15 protein-coding genes and 1 pseudogene are annotated in these 15851 nt (G+C 38.9%); 4 read left to right on the forward strand and 12 right to left on the reverse strand.

The window, feature by feature from the left end; translation table 11 throughout:
* Positions 1-210: 210 nt before the first annotated feature.
* The 5 genes from GQR55_RS08580 to hisD are packed head-to-tail and all read right to left on the reverse strand — an operon-like array spanning position 211 to position 4999.
* On the reverse strand, positions 211-1233 hold the full coding sequence (locus GQR55_RS08580; protein WP_166420255.1) for an ester cyclase: 1023 nt from the start codon (positions 1231-1233) through the stop codon (positions 211-213).
* Positions 1230-2000, reverse strand: a complete 771-nt coding sequence (locus GQR55_RS08585; RefSeq protein ID WP_166420256.1) for an aldolase/citrate lyase family protein — start codon at positions 1998-2000, stop codon at positions 1230-1232. The genes GQR55_RS08580 and GQR55_RS08585 overlap by 4 nt, the downstream gene beginning before the upstream one ends.
* Complete coding sequence (locus GQR55_RS08590) at positions 1997-2698, reverse strand: alpha/beta hydrolase (RefSeq protein WP_166420257.1); 702 nt, start codon at positions 2696-2698, stop codon at positions 1997-1999. The genes GQR55_RS08585 and GQR55_RS08590 overlap by 4 nt, the downstream gene beginning before the upstream one ends.
* Positions 2699-2712: 14 nt before the next feature.
* Entirely contained in the window at positions 2713-3720 is a 1008-nt protein-coding gene (locus tag GQR55_RS08595; RefSeq protein WP_166420258.1) for a LacI family DNA-binding transcriptional regulator, read from the reverse strand.
* 4 nt (positions 3721-3724) lie between these two features.
* On the reverse strand, positions 3725-4999 hold the full coding sequence (gene hisD, locus GQR55_RS08600) for a histidinol dehydrogenase (RefSeq protein ID WP_166420259.1): 1275 nt from the start codon (positions 4997-4999) through the stop codon (positions 3725-3727).
* A 129-nt stretch (positions 5000-5128) separates the two neighbouring features.
* Here hisD and GQR55_RS08605 point away from each other — a divergent pair, with 129 nt between their 5' ends.
* Positions 5129-5869 (forward strand): SDR family oxidoreductase, encoded by a 741-nt coding sequence (locus tag GQR55_RS08605; protein WP_165740532.1) that lies wholly within the window; start codon positions 5129-5131, stop codon positions 5867-5869.
* 18 nt (positions 5870-5887) lie between these two features.
* Complete coding sequence (locus tag GQR55_RS08610) at positions 5888-6886, forward strand: cupin domain-containing protein (RefSeq protein WP_166420260.1); 999 nt, start codon at positions 5888-5890, stop codon at positions 6884-6886.
* Positions 6887-6915: 29 nt separating this feature from the next.
* Here GQR55_RS08610 and GQR55_RS08615 read toward each other — a convergent pair whose 3' ends face one another.
* Positions 6916-7800, reverse strand: a complete 885-nt coding sequence (locus tag GQR55_RS08615) for a DMT family transporter (protein WP_166420261.1) — start codon at positions 7798-7800, stop codon at positions 6916-6918.
* Positions 7801-7905: 105 nt separating this feature from the next.
* Here GQR55_RS08615 and GQR55_RS08620 point away from each other — a divergent pair, with 105 nt between their 5' ends.
* Positions 7906-8433 carry a sel1 repeat family protein gene (locus GQR55_RS08620; RefSeq protein WP_166420262.1) on the forward strand — a complete coding sequence of 176 codons (528 nt, stop codon included), beginning with the start codon at positions 7906-7908 and terminating at the stop codon, positions 8431-8433.
* 2 nt (positions 8434-8435) lie between these two features.
* On the opposite strand, the gene GQR55_RS08625 is transcribed toward GQR55_RS08620, so the two are convergent.
* The 6 genes and pseudogenes from GQR55_RS08625 to dinG all read right to left on the reverse strand — a co-directional run bounded on the left by GQR55_RS08625 (position 8436) and on the right by dinG (position 13275).
* The gene (locus GQR55_RS08625; RefSeq protein WP_166420263.1) at positions 8436-8588 is read right to left on the reverse strand and encodes a DUF2496 domain-containing protein; all 153 of its coding nucleotides are present in this window, start codon (positions 8586-8588) and stop codon (positions 8436-8438) included.
* Positions 8572-8853 (reverse strand): late competence development ComFB family protein, encoded by a 282-nt coding sequence (locus tag GQR55_RS08630; RefSeq protein ID WP_166420264.1) that lies wholly within the window; start codon positions 8851-8853, stop codon positions 8572-8574. Before GQR55_RS08630 ends, GQR55_RS08625 begins: the two co-directional genes overlap by 17 nt.
* Before the next feature lie 53 nt (positions 8854-8906).
* Positions 8907-9800, reverse strand: a pseudogene (locus GQR55_RS08635) (histone deacetylase).
* Positions 9801-9813: 13 nt separating this feature from the next.
* Positions 9814-10422 (reverse strand): primosomal replication protein, encoded by a 609-nt coding sequence (locus GQR55_RS08640; RefSeq protein WP_165740536.1) that lies wholly within the window; start codon positions 10420-10422, stop codon positions 9814-9816.
* A gap of 1 nt (position 10423) precedes the next feature.
* Positions 10424-11200, reverse strand: coding sequence for a TSUP family transporter (locus tag GQR55_RS08645; RefSeq protein WP_166420265.1), 777 nt, complete (start codon positions 11198-11200; stop codon positions 10424-10426).
* A complete protein-coding gene (gene dinG, locus GQR55_RS08650) occupies positions 11200-13275 on the reverse strand; it encodes an ATP-dependent DNA helicase DinG (RefSeq protein ID WP_166420266.1) in 2076 nt (691 codons plus the stop codon). Before dinG ends, GQR55_RS08645 begins: the two co-directional genes overlap by 1 nt.
* Before the next feature lie 194 nt (positions 13276-13469).
* Between dinG and GQR55_RS08655 the strand changes: the two genes are divergently transcribed.
* Complete coding sequence (locus tag GQR55_RS08655) at positions 13470-15812, forward strand: DNA polymerase II (RefSeq protein ID WP_166420267.1); 2343 nt, start codon at positions 13470-13472, stop codon at positions 15810-15812.
* Positions 15813-15851 lie beyond the last annotated feature (39 nt).

Below are 15851 nucleotides of genomic sequence, written 5' to 3' on the forward strand. Positions count from 1 at the left end.
AGCTCTGTAATGACAGAGCTTTTCTTTTATAACGGTTATATAAGAGGCTATGGAGCAAAGTTTAATACCAATTCCATTAAGTATGTGATCTAAATTTTACGCCGAAAAAATAATTCAGTTCTAGGCGTAAATTGATGTAAATGGTTGTTCCCTTTGCGAAATTTACAACAAAGAAATGGGTTGTTTTAGCAAGTAAAATAGATCAGCTATTTATTGGAATTGGTATAAGTAGCGCGCTTTAGTTAGTTCTTTCATACGAGCTAATACATCTACGCCAATTTGATTGTACACATCGAGCATATCTATCAGCACCCAGTTTTCGCGAATTAAGTTATTCTCGGCTCGCCAAAAGTCTAGACTACGCATGGTTATTTGCTGATTTGCGGGCGCAATACCTAACCAACCACCGTTACTAATAGTCATGCTCATACCAGGCCATGCAGTAAACCCTACGTAGTTTTCATCGGCAAATAAATAACCTTTACTTGCATCGCCAACCCTGTTGGGTAGGGCATTTAAAAACGGGATTTGATGCCAATTTCTAAAGCCTTTTATACCGCGTGCAGTGCCTATTGTGCTTGGTCCATACCAGCTACAATGCGGATGCCAAAAGTGCTCTAGCTTCATGGCTTCAATGCCACCTTCAGCATAAAATCCAAGATGCTCACACATATCGCCCACAAGCTTTAAACTTTGCGCAGCTTGTTCGCTATTATAAGGACGGGTGATTACCCCATCTTGTGTGGCAGGCCCTGGCACATGCCACTCTTTGCCTAAGCTCGGAGACAGTGGCCATACGTTTGCTTGCATCATTACTTCGGGAATATCCCAAATAGCTTGTACTTCAATCACTTTGCTATTTTTAATCCGGTAAAACTCATGAAAACGCATACTCACTTGATGCCCTGTGGGTGGAATGCCTAGCCATGGTTTTTCGAATGAGCCGGTATAGTATCCACAGCAGCCAACCCAATCAGAGTCGTTTATAGAGCTACCTGCCATTACAATGGTATCGCGACGTTCAAGGCCAACAAATGCTTTGCTAAGGGGTAAATAGGCTTCCTCAATAAGTGCATTAGGATTTGCGAGTGTTTCAAACGGGTAGCAAAGTTGTATTAATGCGTCATCAGTAAATAAGTTTGTGACTTCTTTTTTGAGCAAATTAATATCAAAGTTATAGAGTGCGTTTCTGAAGTTTTTAATTAACTCTTTATTTTTGTTATGGATACTCATATTTTTGATTCACTTGTAGCTGATTCAAAGTCTGCACGTAATTGCTTAGCACCACTTAGTAAAAAGCTATGATCAGAGCCTAATAAATAAAAGCTTACGCCTAACGATTGCCAATGACTGACCTCACTTAAATTACCAACAAACATGCCACAGCATTTATTATATTTTGCCGCCGCGTTAGCTATTTTAGTAACGGCATCAATAACAATAGGAGCGCTTGGGTTGGTTTCACCGAGGGAAATAGTTAAGTCCATTCTGCCTATAAAAATACAGTCAATTTCGTCTATTTGGCATAATTCATCGATGTTCTCAAGCGCATCGGCATCCTCTATTTGAGCAATAATGCAGGTAGATGATTTGTTGGCTGCTAAGTTATCGATTAATGCATGTGTGGTGTAGCCTGCAAAGCGGCTTGAACCTGCGTAACCTCTACCGTTGTTACCATAAAAACAGTTTTTAATAATCGCTTTTGCTTGCTCTGCCGTTTTAATGTGAGGTAACACTAAACCATCGGCACCGATATCTAAACTGCTAAGTATAGTGGCGTGATCGGTATTACTTACGCGAATAAGGGTCGGCATGTTTTTAGTACGGGCTGCCATAATGCAACTATCTAAATCGCCGCGATCAAACGGAGCATGCTCTGCATCTAAACACAAAACATCGAGATTAGTGTGAGAAAGTACTTCGGTATTATGATAATGAGTACTTTTTATAAATGTACCTAATAGCAATTGTTGAGTATTTAACTTTTGTTTTAAATTCATTTAATAGACTCCAACCAATCTAAGAGTAGTGCGTTTAGGGTGTTACTTCTTTCAAGCGGGACGAAATGTCCACAATTGCCTAATAAAATAAGATCGCTATTAGGGCAAGCGTTATGCATTGTTTTTTGAATAGTGCTTGGACATAAAACGTCACGTTCACCACCAACAAATAGTAATTTTTTATTGGTTTGTTTAATAACGTTTAGGGTGTCTTCGCGTGTTGCAAGGGCATTTAATTGTGCACTAAAAGCGTTAAAGCCAAGCTCATTTGCCATTTTTAATGCAAGTTCACTGTGCTTTATATTTGGCTGGTGGAAATAATGCGGTAAAAAATCGTGCTTAAGTACGCTTTCTACGCCTGTAGCGTGTGCTTGCTCAATTTGCTTTTGCCTAATAGCCGGGCGTTCGAGTTTGTCGGCTAGGCTATTACTTGATATTAAACACAGCGACTGTATAAGCTCAGGGTTTGATTTTAAAAGCGCAAGGGCAACAATGCCACCCATTGAAAAACCAATAAAAGGAGCAGGTTTTAGGGCTATGGTTTTAGTAAGCTCAGCCATTTTTGCAATGCTTGTTTGTTCAGTAAATGGAATAACGTGAGGGGTATAACCCGCATTTTGAAGGGCAGTTATTTGCGCTTCAAACATACGGTGGTTACACATAGTACCAGGTAAAATATAAACAGGATTTTTGGCCACAAAAATTCCTTAACTTAACGTGTTTTAATAGAGTTCCCTGTAATTAATGAACCGGTAAAAACTCGTGCTTCAGCAGCGGCTTGAGGGTTTTCAATACGTTCCATGAGTATGTCTACAGCGGCTTTAGTTAGCTGTTTCATAGGTTGTTGTATTGTGGTTATTTGATAGTTGTACCAAGACGCAGCACTAATACCATCAAACCCTACCACCGACACATCGTCGGGTACGCTTAAGTTTAAGTTTTGTTTGATTTCATCAATTACGCCAATGGCCATTACATCGTTACTGCAAATAATAGCATCGGGTAGGGTGTTTGTTTTTAACCAATTTTCTAATGCACTTCGTGCTGATTTATAGCCATAATCACCATAAATAACAGGCGTATTTTGGATACCTAAAGTGTGTAAATAATTTTGAGCTATTTCACGGCGCTCGTTGGCTACATCGGAGTCATCTGGGCCGGCAATAATTAAATACGACTTATGGTTAGATTGGTGTAATAAATCAATTAGCTGTTTAATGCCTTTATCGTGATTACAGCAAACTGTGTTTGCATTCGATTCAGGCACATTACGGTTATAAAGCACAATGGGTGTGCTGTGTTTAGCAAATAAATCTAGGCTTTTACTATCAAAGTGAGCGGCTAGAGCAATTACGCCATCAACCTGAAAGGTCCAAATGTTTTCGAGTAATTCATCTAATTCGTCTGCGTCATCAAGAGTAAAGAGCAGCACTCGTTTATTGTTAAGTGCTAGCTCTTTGTTAAGCTCAGAGAGTACCTCAGGATAGTTCAAGTTTGCTCGCGATGATAAAATAACCGCGACCATACCAGACTGTTTAGTGATCAACATACGGGCAATGGCATTAGGGCGATAGCCCATTTCATTGGCTGTTGCGACTACCTTTTCGCGGGTTTTTTTAGACACGCTAAATCCGGGCCTAAATACACGCGATACCGCTGATTGTGATACACCCGCTTCGCGGGCTACATCATATGAGGTGACTCGTTTTTGCTTTGACAATGATTTATTTCCTATATCGTCTTACTCGTATGTCTGCTTGTTCTTTGTGGCCAGCGAACCCTTCTGCAGCACATAAACGTGAACAATACTCACCAACAACAACCGAGGCTTCTTCTGTTACTCGTTGGAAAGTACATGTTTTTATGAATTTTCCTACCCATAGCCCACCAGTATAACGCGCTGCTTTACCTGTGGGTAGTGTATGGTTTGTACCAATACATTTATCGCCATAAGAAACGTTAGTTTGCGGACCTAAAAACAAAGCTCCAAAGTTTTGCATGTTTTCTTTGAAGTAGTCGGTATTGCGAGTCATAATTTGTACGTGTTCAAATGCAAGATCGTTAGCAACTTCGATCATCTCCTCATAGGTATCACATACAATAACTTCACCATGATCCTTCCATGCCACACCTGCAATATCAGCAGTAGGTAATATGGTAAGTTGTCTTTCTACTTCTGCCATTGTATCAATAGCTAATTGCTCAGAGTTAGTCAGTAAAATAGCGGGAGACGTAGGGCCGTGCTCTGCTTGGCCTAGTAAATCGGTCGCACATAATTCGCCATCTACACTGTCATCAGCAATAACGAGTGTTTCGGTAGGGCCTGCAAATAAATCGATACCAACTCGGCCAAATAATTGTCGTTTAGCCTCGGCTACAAAGGCGTTACCCGGGCCTACAATCATATCTACTGGAGCAATAGTTTGCGTTCCAATAGCCATTGCAGCAACGGCTTGTACACCACCGAGGCAGTAAATTTCATCTGCGCCGGCCATATCCATTGCAACCACAATTTCTGGTGATGGCTTGCCATTAAAAGGTGGAGCCATGGCGATAACACGTTTAACACCGGCTACTTTAGCCGTTAATACACTCATGTGCGCAGAGGCTAGTAGTGGATATTTCCCTCCTGGTACGTAACAACCTACGCTCTCCATTGCTATGTGTTTATGGCCAAGTGTAACGCCAGGTAGTGTTTCTACTTCAACGTCTTTCATTGAGTCACGTTGAATTTGAGCAAAATTGCGGACTTGGCTTTGCGCCCATTTAATATCTTCGATTAATTGATCATCAAGTTGTGCATAACACGCTTTAATTTCATCACTAGATAGCCTGAAAGACTTCGGAGTCCACTTGTCAAATTTTTCAGAATATTCACGAATTGCTGCATCACCTTCAGATTCAACACGCGCTAAAATATTTTCTACAATATCTCTTACTGATTGATTTTGTTTTTGTTTTGAGTCAATTGGTTGACCTTTTTTTAAATGCTTTATCATTGTTTATATCCTTAGTGACTAGTTGTTTTATACACTGTTGATGAGACGTACTGGTTAAATAATGTCTTGCATCTGTGGGTACTCTAATTAATAATGACTTCGAATGCAATATAGATTTTAGGTGAACAAATGGGATTTGATAAAACTCTTTTACTTGGTAAAACCATTTTGATAACGGGTGCGGGTAAAGGCATTGGTAAATCGTGCGTACAAAAGTGTGTAGATGCGGGTGCAAATATAATTGCTGTGGCGCGTACAAAACACGATTTGGAGCAGCTCAAGGAATATGCTCCTTCGCAAATAGAAATCTGGCCGCTTGATATAAACAGTGATGCTTTTTATGAGCGTTTACGAGGGCTTACTAAGTTAGACGGTTTACTTAACAACGCAGGTATTAACCGTGTTGCGCCAATGCTTGAGCAAACAGATGACAATATTGATGATGTAATTTCGATGAATATTCGTAGTGTTTATCGAATAAGCCAAGCAGCATTACCAGCTTTAATTAACTCTGGTGCCGGTGCTGTGGTTAACATGTCATCTCAAATGGGTTTTGTAGGCTCACCTAATCGCACTTTGTATTGCATGAGTAAGCATGCGGTAGAGGGGCTCACCAAGGCACTTGCTGTTGAACTAGCAACACAAAATGTACGTGTAAACACGGTTGCCCCTACGTTTGTTGAAACGCCAATGACAAAGCCAATGCTTGAAAATCCCGACTTCAAAAAGTTTGTTTATGACATGATCCCAATGAAAAAAATTGCCCAAACGGATGATGTTGCAAATGCTTGTGTATTTTTGCTTAGTGAGTTGTCTGCAATGATCACAGGAACAAGTATAAAAATTGATGGCGGCTGGACCGCTCAGTAATTAATTTAGGAGAGAATAATGAGTTTATTTGCAGATCGCTTAGTACGATACGATGATTTAATTCCGTGTAAGAACGCCTTTATTGATACGCGTTCGCCTGGTAGTGATCAAAAAGAAAATTTTACTATTATAGGTCCAGGTGTTGCAGAAAACCCTAATCAGCATGTGCATATTTCTATACCACATGGGTTTAATATTGGTGGCGCTCGCCAACCTGCTGGGTGCTTAAACTCGCAGCATAGCCACTTAACCGAAGAAATATTTGTTGTACACAGTGGCACATGGGCATTTTATACCGGTGTAGACGGTAAAGACGCTAAGGTAATTTTAAACGAAGGTGATATTATTTCGATTCCTTTAGATATTTTTAGAGGATTCGAAAACGTAGGTAATGGTATTGGCTACTTATATGCAGTGCTTGGCAGTGACGATCCGGGTAGAGTACTTTGGGCTCCACAAGTATTTGATATGGCAAAAGAGTTTGGCCTTATTTTACTTGAAAATGGCAGTTTAGTAGATACAACGCTCAATGAAAAAGCCCCTGATGGGGTTAGTCCAATGGCTGTTACTAGCAGCGAACAAATAGCGCAGCACCGAATAATAACAGACGAAGAGCTTGCGCAAACAGTGGTCAGAGCAAGTGATTTTAATTGGAACAAGCACTCTTACCTAAGCCAATTCGAAGGTGTTTACGAAGCACCGCTAGTGGGTAATTTAAATGCCGATACGCCTATTCAAACACAACTAAATTGGCCACATGGATTTAATATATCAGCGTTAAAACTCCAACCAAATGCAAAAATAGCAAAACACATTCGTTTTGAAGAAGAGGTTATTTTTGTTCATCAAGGTAGCTTAACCATTGATTTAGGCGATGAAGTATTAACGCTTACTCAAGGAGATACATTTTCAGTTCCTATTGAGCATAGCCGAGCGTTTAGTAATGAAGCGAAAAATGATTGTATTGTGTATATTACTCGCAGGAATGATTCGCCAAAAGATCCGCAATTTATTTAAACTTTAATGCCATATGTAATTTAAGGCACTTAGCTTGTTTTAGCTAAGTGCCTTTTTCGTGGTAAAAAACCAGTAACCAGCATAGTGCCTACAATTACAAATAGTGCGCCTAGTAATGTATTTGGCCCTATTTGCTCATCTAAAAATAAATGCCCCCAAAATATGCCAAATAATGGAATTAAAAAGGTGACAGTGAGTGCTGAAGTTGGGCCTATATCGTCAATAAGTTTAAAAAATAATATATACGCAAGCGCGGTACATACAACGCCCAGTACTAATACACCTAGCATAACGTTGGTGGTTGGAACTTCACGTATTGGCATAAATAAAATAAGTGGCAATACCATAAAACTCGACGCCCACATTGAGCCATGAGCGTTATCGAATGGGGCCAATTTGGGCGCATTTTTAGTGTAATGCGATGCAATGGCATAGCAAAGTGAAGCGCTTAATGCTGCTACTATGGCTATGATTGATTGGCTATTTAATACAAAGTGATTTTGCCCAACAAGTATTGCAACACCTATCAAGCCAAGCAATAAACCAAGCACCATACTTTTGGTCGGCTTTGTTTTTGTCCATAAAATACCTACTACTGCGCCCCAAATAGGGGTTGTTGAATTTAAAATTGATAAAGTAGAAGCGCTTATAGTTTGTGCTGCATAGGCAAAAAATAAAAACGGCAAAGCTGAATTAAACGCGCCTATAATAAAAAAGTGTTTTTTGTGTTCAATAAAGGCTAAACGGCGCTTTAAGTATAAGGCAACAATAAATAAAGTAACTGCGGCAAAGCCAACTCTAAACTCAATTAATACTGCAGGCCCCAAGCTGTTAGCTGCCATTCGCATAAATAAAAATGATGCGCCCCAAATAGCGGCCAGAAAAAATAATCGCAGTAAGCTTGCTAAGGTCATGATAGTATTTTAATTATGCATATTGGGCTTTAGAATAGCAGGGTTTATAAACACTGTAAGCCATATTCGGAACTGGCATATAAAAATAATAAATTAAGGACAAGAATGAAAAAGTTCTCCGTAGCTGCAGCTTCTATGGTATTTATCACTTTGTTGGGTGGATGTAACTCTAGCCCAATCAACCTTTACAGTGATACCACCATGAAAAAGAATGAATACAATGGTATTAAAGCGTATCGAAAAGGGCAGTTTGAGGCCGCTTTCAATTATTTAAAAGAGCCTGCTGGGCTAGGCTATAAAAGCGCACAGTACACGTTGGCGTTTATGTTTTTAAAAGGCCAATACTTGGAGCAATCTACTAAACTAGGGATGGGCTGGCTAGGCGTTGCAAAGGAAGCGGGGGTTGAAAATTGGTCTGCGCAATACGATGCATTTTACAGTGCAGCGACTACGCAACAAAAACAACTAATAGATGAAACAGTTGCGGTGTATATAACGCAATTTGGCGTTAAGGCACAAAATATGACCTGTCGTCGTTCAACTTCGCCTAGGCGTACATTTGGTGAAGTTAAAATTGATTGCACTAAGCACGAAGGTATCGTTACCGAGCACGAAATACAAATAATAGAATAGAGTTATAGCTTTTCTAGCTTCTTTTCAAAGTCGCTTTTAACTATTTCAAGTGCTTTGAGTATTTCTTCTGGAGCAACATCGTGTTGCTCTAAAATCATTATTAAATCTACTGCAAGTTTAATATGTGTAGGGGCTTGATCAAGTGGGTTTGTCATTTAACTCTTTCTTTTTTGATATTTGGCTTATGGCAACGTTTATAGCTGTTTGCACGCGTTGTTCCATATGTATGCGTTCTGATTGTGGTAAATAAAATGCCATATCAACATCATAGCGAATGTATCGTGGTGGGAGCTGGTTTAGTACTGTACAGCAAAAGTCAGCCATTACGTCTTCATCATATTTTTCGTCAAGTTTAAGTTTGATAACTTCTTCGACTACAATTTTTTCGTAATAGTTGTGTATGTCTTCGTGTAATCGCATATTCCCACCGCTTTAAAAAATAATCCGTTTAACTGAGTCTATACTAAGGCTTGCTATAAATCGATAGCGGCTTTAAAGAGTTGTTTATGAACGTTAATTAGCTCACTTAAATTACGCTGATAACCTCCGCCTAGGGCGCACATTAATGGGATTTGTTGTTGCTTACAAAAGTTGAGAACAAAAAAGTCGCGCTTATATACGCCATCCAGTGATACATCAAACAAGCCTAACTCGTCTTTAGTATAAATATCAGCCCCAGCGTTATACAAAATAATATCAGGGTTATGAATGCGCACGCAAAAATCGAGTGCTTGGCTTACTGTAGCAAGGTATTCAGTGTCGGTTGTTTTAGCGGGTAATGCAAAATCGTAAGTAGACTGTTGTTTATTACGTGGGAAGTTTTGTTCACAATGAATTGAGCAGGTAATAATTTGGTCATTTTTTTGAGTGATTTGCGCTGTGCCATCGCCTTAGTGTACGTCGCAATCAAAAATTAAAACAGTGTCAGCTTGATCGGTATCTATTAAATGTGCAGCGGCAATAGCTAAATCATTAAAAATACAAAAGCCACTGCCAAAATCGCTATAGGCGTGATGATAACCACCGCTCAAGTTAAAGGTTAGATCGTGACTAAAAGCCGCTTCAGCTGCTTGAATACTCCCGCCAATTGATAAAAGAGTACGCTCTACAAGTTGCTGCGAATAGGGAAATCCCATCTTTTTAATTGCTTTATCGCTTAACCCGCCAGCTAAAAAGTCATCTATATAACGTTGGTTATGACATAGCGCAAGTTTAGATGCGGTTGCTTTTTTAGGTTCTTGAAAAGCACTTGCCAAAACACCGAGGCTTTCTATTTCGGTTTTAAGTAGCTGATACTTTTGAATAGGAAAGCGATGACGTTCTGGCAGTATAAGGTCTGAATACAATGGGTGATAATAAAGCTGCATAGTAAAGTGCGCCTTAACGCAGTTGTTGTTTTTCTACTTGTTGTATTTTGTCCTCAGTGGCAGAAATTGCTTTTCTGCAGCGACCTAACCGAGCATGTGTGCTTAATATTTCAAGGTTAAGCTTTTGTGCTTTAGCAGGCGAGGCTTTATCCATTTGCATTTTACGCTCTTCAATCATGAGCACTAACCGACGTTCAAACTCATGGTTTTGTTTTAATTCGTCATAAAGCTCGTGCGATGATTGCATTATTTTTTGTACAGCGTGCTTATAAACAGTTTGCTTAGGACGAGGTTTATAATGGCTTTTGTTTTCTTTAACCCAAATAGGCGTTGATTTAATAACATTAAACACGGCTTGTACTTGTGCGCCAATGCGTTCAAGTGCGTAGGTATAAGCATGACGATGCTCGCTTGGCGGTAATCGTGACACTTCGTCTTCAATTTCTATTACGTAATCGGCTAGGTTCATGCTTTTTGTACTAAAAACTGCGCGGTCAAACAAGCTCGGTTGCGCCTGCATATAACGGTTTTTAGAAAACAGTTTAGCTTTATCAAATTGCTCAGCTTGTTGTTTTAGCGTTGCAACTTGTTGGCGTAGTTTATCTAAAGCCATTGAATGCATATTAAAAGTAAGCCTCGTAAATTAGTTTTAATGCTAAAAGTATAACCATAGTATTAAATACAGGGCGAATAAATTTACTACCAAAGCGTATTGCCGAATGCGCGCCAAACCATGCGCCTAGCATAATAAAAAAGCCCATTGTTATACCAAGTAAAAAATTTACATGGCCGAGTGCTACAAAGGTAATTAAAGATATAAAGTTAGAAACAAAGTTCATTGAACGCGCTAAGCCACAATTGAGTAGCAAGTTCATTTTATAAAGCATGCCATTGGAGGCTGTCCAAAAAGTACCTGTACCTGGGCCTGCTAAACCATCAAAAAAGCCTAATGTTAAACCCTGCAGCCACTGTTTTACTTTCATCGCTTTGTTGAGTTTAGGGAGTTCATCACCTTCGGTAGTACTTAAATTACCAAATAAGCTATAAGCGGCAACTAAAATAATAATAATAGGCAGTAGCTTGTTTAAAAAGTCGATACTTAAATGGTCAACAATAACAGTCCCTATCAATGCACCTATTGCGGTTGCAATAACGGAGGCAGCCCAAAACTTTGGACTAAATAAGTTCTTTTTATAATAGGTATAGCTTGCTGTTAGGGAGCCAAAACTTGCAGCTAGTTTATTGGTGCCTAATGTTAAATGTGGAGGTAAGCCAGCAGTTAATAAAGCGGGCACAGTTAACATGCCACCGCCACCGGCGATAGCGTCTATAAAACCTGCGGCAAGTGCAACAGCACATAAAACAGCCCAGGTAGTTGGATCGAGTGCGAGTTCAAACATTAATAATCTATTTGTCTTTTAAAAGGTGGTAGGGTGTCGAGCATGGCTTTACCGTATCGCTTAGTAACTAAGCGTCTATCGAGAATAGTAATACAGCCTTCATCACTCTCTTTTCGCAGCAGTCTACCACAGCTTTGTACCAATTTCTTCGCGGCGTCTGGCACGGTAATCGTTAAAAACGGGTTGCCGCCTTTGCTTTGTACAAATTCTGCTTGCGCTTCTTCTATAGGCGAAGTAGGTACAGCAAACGGGATTTTAGTAATTATTAAGTTCTCTAAATATTTTCCTGGTAAATCAAGGCCTTCTGAAAGGCTTTGTGTTCCAAATAAAATACTGCCTTTGCCTTCGTCTACATTTTTAGTGTGTAATTTAAGCAACGCTTCTCGCGACATTTCACCTTGTACTAATAAGTTAAAACCTTTTGTTCTAAGAAACTTTGTTACATGGTCCATTTGCCAGTAAGAAGCGAACAATACAAGGTTCGCTTTTTTATCATTTAGGTACTCTGGTAAAGTTTTAGCTAGGTGATCACTAAAGTCTTTATCGGTAGGTTCTACTTTAGATACCGGAATACGTAAAGTGGCTTGTTTGGGATAATCAAAAGGAGAAGGTACTTTAATAAATTTAACGCCTTCTTCTTTAGCAAGCCCTGTTTCGTAAGCAAAGTGATCGAACGAGCCGAGTGCACTTAATGTGGCAGAGCACAAAACAGCGCCTGCGCATTCGCGCCATAATTTATCTTTTAGGTAGTAACCCACTTCAATAGGGCAGTCGCTTAATAAGTGATCGTGATGGCTTTTGTATTCAAGGCGTTTTATCCATCGTGCATGCGGAGCACCTTCACCTTTTTTAGCATAACTAAACCATAGTTTGTTTAGCTGCTCTAAGCGGTTTATGTATTGCCCGCTTTCGCCTAGTATTGGGTCGGCAACGTAAGGTTTTATGTCGCCATCGCTAACATCTTGGGTAAGGGTGTCGTGCATTTTGTTTAAACAGCGCAGCGCATCTTGCGTGGCTTCGCTTATGTCTTTTGCTTTACTGTGCAATGATTTTGGAATTTCACCGTGTTCAAAACGATAAGTATCGTCTTTTGAATACTCAAAATCGGCATTATCAAGAATATCGCGCACTACTTTTAAATCTTTATTAGCGTCATTAATGCTGTCGCAAAGTTTAAAGTTTTGTCCAATAGCTCTTTGCCCCACTAAAATTTTAGCCATTTTCCCGCTAAACTTGGTGAGCTTATCAAGCCATTCTATCGTGCCTTTAATTGTGGCAGCAGCTGATGAAAAGTCGCGTGTGATGTGCGCTAAATGATGCGCTTCATCAATAACATAAATGGTATTGTCGGGTTCTGGTAAAATTTTACCACCGCCTAAGTCTAAATCAGCAAGTAGTAATGAGTGATTAATTACTAGCACATCCATTTGCATTAATTGATTACGAGCAAGCTGAAACGGGCACGTTTGGTGTGCTTTCATTTGGCGTTGGCAAGAATGCTTATCGCAGGCTATTAAGTTCCACACTCTGTCGGGTACTGTGTCAGCCCAGCTGTCTCTATCGCCTTGCCATTTTTTATTTACGTAAGCGTTATATAACTCATTTAAACATTTGGTTTCCATTGCGCTCAGTGGTGAAGTAAGCGTTGGCATAAAATCCATTTGTGTTTGGCTATCGCCATTAACCGCGTTATGTAATTTATGAGCACAAATGTAACGATGGCGACCTTTTACCAAATCAAATTTAAAGTCGAGGCCTGAATGCTTTTTAAAAAATGGCAGTTCTTTTGCTATTAATTGTTCTTGCAGTGCAACGGTTGCGGTAGAAATAACTAGCTTCTTTTTTTGCGCTAAGGCAAGCGGTAATGCGCCTAAACAATAGGCAAGAGACTTACCGGTACCTGTGCCTGCTTCAATAACACATATGCGTTGTTTTTTGTGATATTCGCCTGCAAGTGTTTTTGCTATTTCGGCTACAAGGTAATTTTGGCTGCTGCGAGGGCGATAATCGTTTAGGTTACTAGCCACATGCTGGTGTACTTGCCTAATTGTTTTTTTTAGTGAGTCAGAAAGCATGGGATGATTTACCTAAAGTATGTATATAATTACAGTGCTATGGATTTTAGAGTTATAAGAGTGTAACTACAAGAAGTGATGAAATTAATTTAGCAAAATAAAGTCTCTGAGTGTTTATTTAGGTTGAGTGTATGGCTTTAAAGCATTTTTAATTAAGTAAAAACTTACATATATATGTATAAGGTTTAGTAATAGTGTACTTAACAGCCGGTTTTATTGTTTCTTCTCATGCTTATGATACTGCAAACGGCATATGTTACGAAGCGTGGTTTTGTAGTGATAAAGGACCTATAAAAACGGTGTCGGCTAACGAAAATGCACTGTTTTTTATCAAAAGCAAAGATGCTGAAATAGCGAATGAAATATTAGTAGCTGAATCACTTAACTTTAATATTAAAAGTCTTGAGCTAAAAAACTTTCAGCAAGAAGATATGTCGGCCTGCTACTTCAAATCACTAAAGCATTTTTATTCTGCTGCTAAAGCTTTAAAGCAACGTGGAGTTGTATTATTTGAAGAAGATATTCGACCAATAGAGCGCTATTTAATGGAGCGCTTTATAAAAGGTGGAGCTTGGATAACGGGTAATGTATTTAAACAAGATGGCTATACATTAATAACCAACGCTAAATTAAAAGCGAATGAAGAATATTTCCCAACTCTTAATAAGCTCTCGTTAGACATTGAATGTAACGAAAGTGGGGTTTTGTTTTCTATTGGACTCGTGGGCTGTAATTTAGACTGTGTTTTAATGATTGGCGAGCCAGAAAGAGAGGCTACCAACCTCGAGTTTGATATTATTTGGTGTGTAGATGAGGCCGAGCTCTTAAAGGGATTAGAGCATTTTATTAAGCTTAGCGATCCTGATGTAATAATTGGCTGGAATGTAATTGAGTTCGACTTTGCTGTTATTCATGAAAGAGCTGAAGCACTCGGGATTAAGTTATTACTGGGTAGAGGAAATCAGCCTTTATATGTTCGAAAAGGGCACTTTACTCGAGTATCGATATCCGGGCGATGTGTAGTTGATGGAATAGACACTTTAAAAAATGGCACATATAGCTTTGAGAGCTTTTCGTTAGCTAATGTTTCAAATCAAGTGTTGGGTGAGTCTAAATTAATCGATTCGGGTAATAGTCTCCAGGAAATTATTAGGCAATTTAACGAAGATAAACTTTCTTTAGCAAAATATAATCGACAAGATTGTATTTTGGTAAATAAAATTTTTGATAAATTAAAGCTACTCAATTTTTCTATTATAAGAACAAAGCTTACGGGGTTAGAGCTTGAAAAAAAGGGCGGCTCTGTTGCTGCTTTTATCAATATGTATTTACCATTACTGCATCGCAGTGGTTATGTTGCCCCAAATATGGGCGATCATGGACTTACATTTGAAAGCCCTGGTGGTTATGTCATGGAGTCTATTCCTGGCCTTTATAAAAATGTCATTGTTTTAGACTTTAAAAGCCTATACCCCAGTATTATGCAAACTTTTTACATTGATCCACTCGGACTAATAGAAGGTCTGAAAAATCCTGAGCATAGTGTGCAGGGATTTAATGAAGCCGTATTCTCGCGAGACAAACACCACCTCCCTCTACTCGTTAAAAGCTTAGCGTCTCAAAGGCAGCTCGCCAAAGATAATCAAGATCAAATGCTTTCTCAAGCAATCAAAATAATAATGAATAGTTTATATGGCGTTCTAGGCTCAAAAGGATGTCGGTTTTACGATCCTAGGTTATCGAGCTCTATTACGTTAAGAGGGCACGAAATAATGCTACAAACTAAAAAATGGATAGAAGAGCTTGGTTATAGCGTTATTTATGGCGATACCGATTCTACGTTTATTAAGTTGGATGATGATTTAACCCACGACGAGTGTAATGAAATTGGCGTGTTTTTAGCTAAAAAGATAACTACAGATTGGATTAACGAGATTAAACAAACGCACAACTTAACAAGTCATTTAGAAATAGAATTTGAATCTCTTTATAGCCCTTTCTTTTTGCCAACCATAAGGGGAAAGCTAGTTGGCTCTAAAAAGCGCTATGTCGGTAAATTAATTAAACCAAACGAATCAAAACTAGTATTTAAAGGATTAGAAACAGTAAGAAGTGATTGGACTAAACTTGCTCAACAATTCCAGTTCGACCTATTTACTAGTCTTTTTGATGGAAATTTAAATATAAATGACCTTGTTAAAGACTATACAACAAAGTTATACCAAGGTGATTTTGATCATTTACTCATTTTTAAAAAGAGATTAGGTCAAAATTTAATCGATTATAAGAAAAATATCCCCCCTCATGTTCAAGCAGTTAAAAAACACCAGAAAAAAAATAGCGAATTTACGGTCAATAGGGGTGAATTTGTTACATTTGTTTACACAACTGCTGGAGTTGAACTATATCAAGGCTTTCATAGCTATGACTATGCAATTTATTTAGAAAAGCAAATTGTACCGCTAATTGAAATGGTCGATCTTATTTCGAACTACAATGTTTATTCTGGGTTAAATTCTCAGGATGAGCTTTTTTAACAATACCCAAAACAGCAACAATATGGTGTTTTTATCTTC

The sequence above is a fragment of the Pseudoalteromonas sp. Z1A8 genome, from assembly GCF_011378855.1.
Lineage (GTDB): Bacteria > Pseudomonadota > Gammaproteobacteria > Enterobacterales > Alteromonadaceae > Pseudoalteromonas.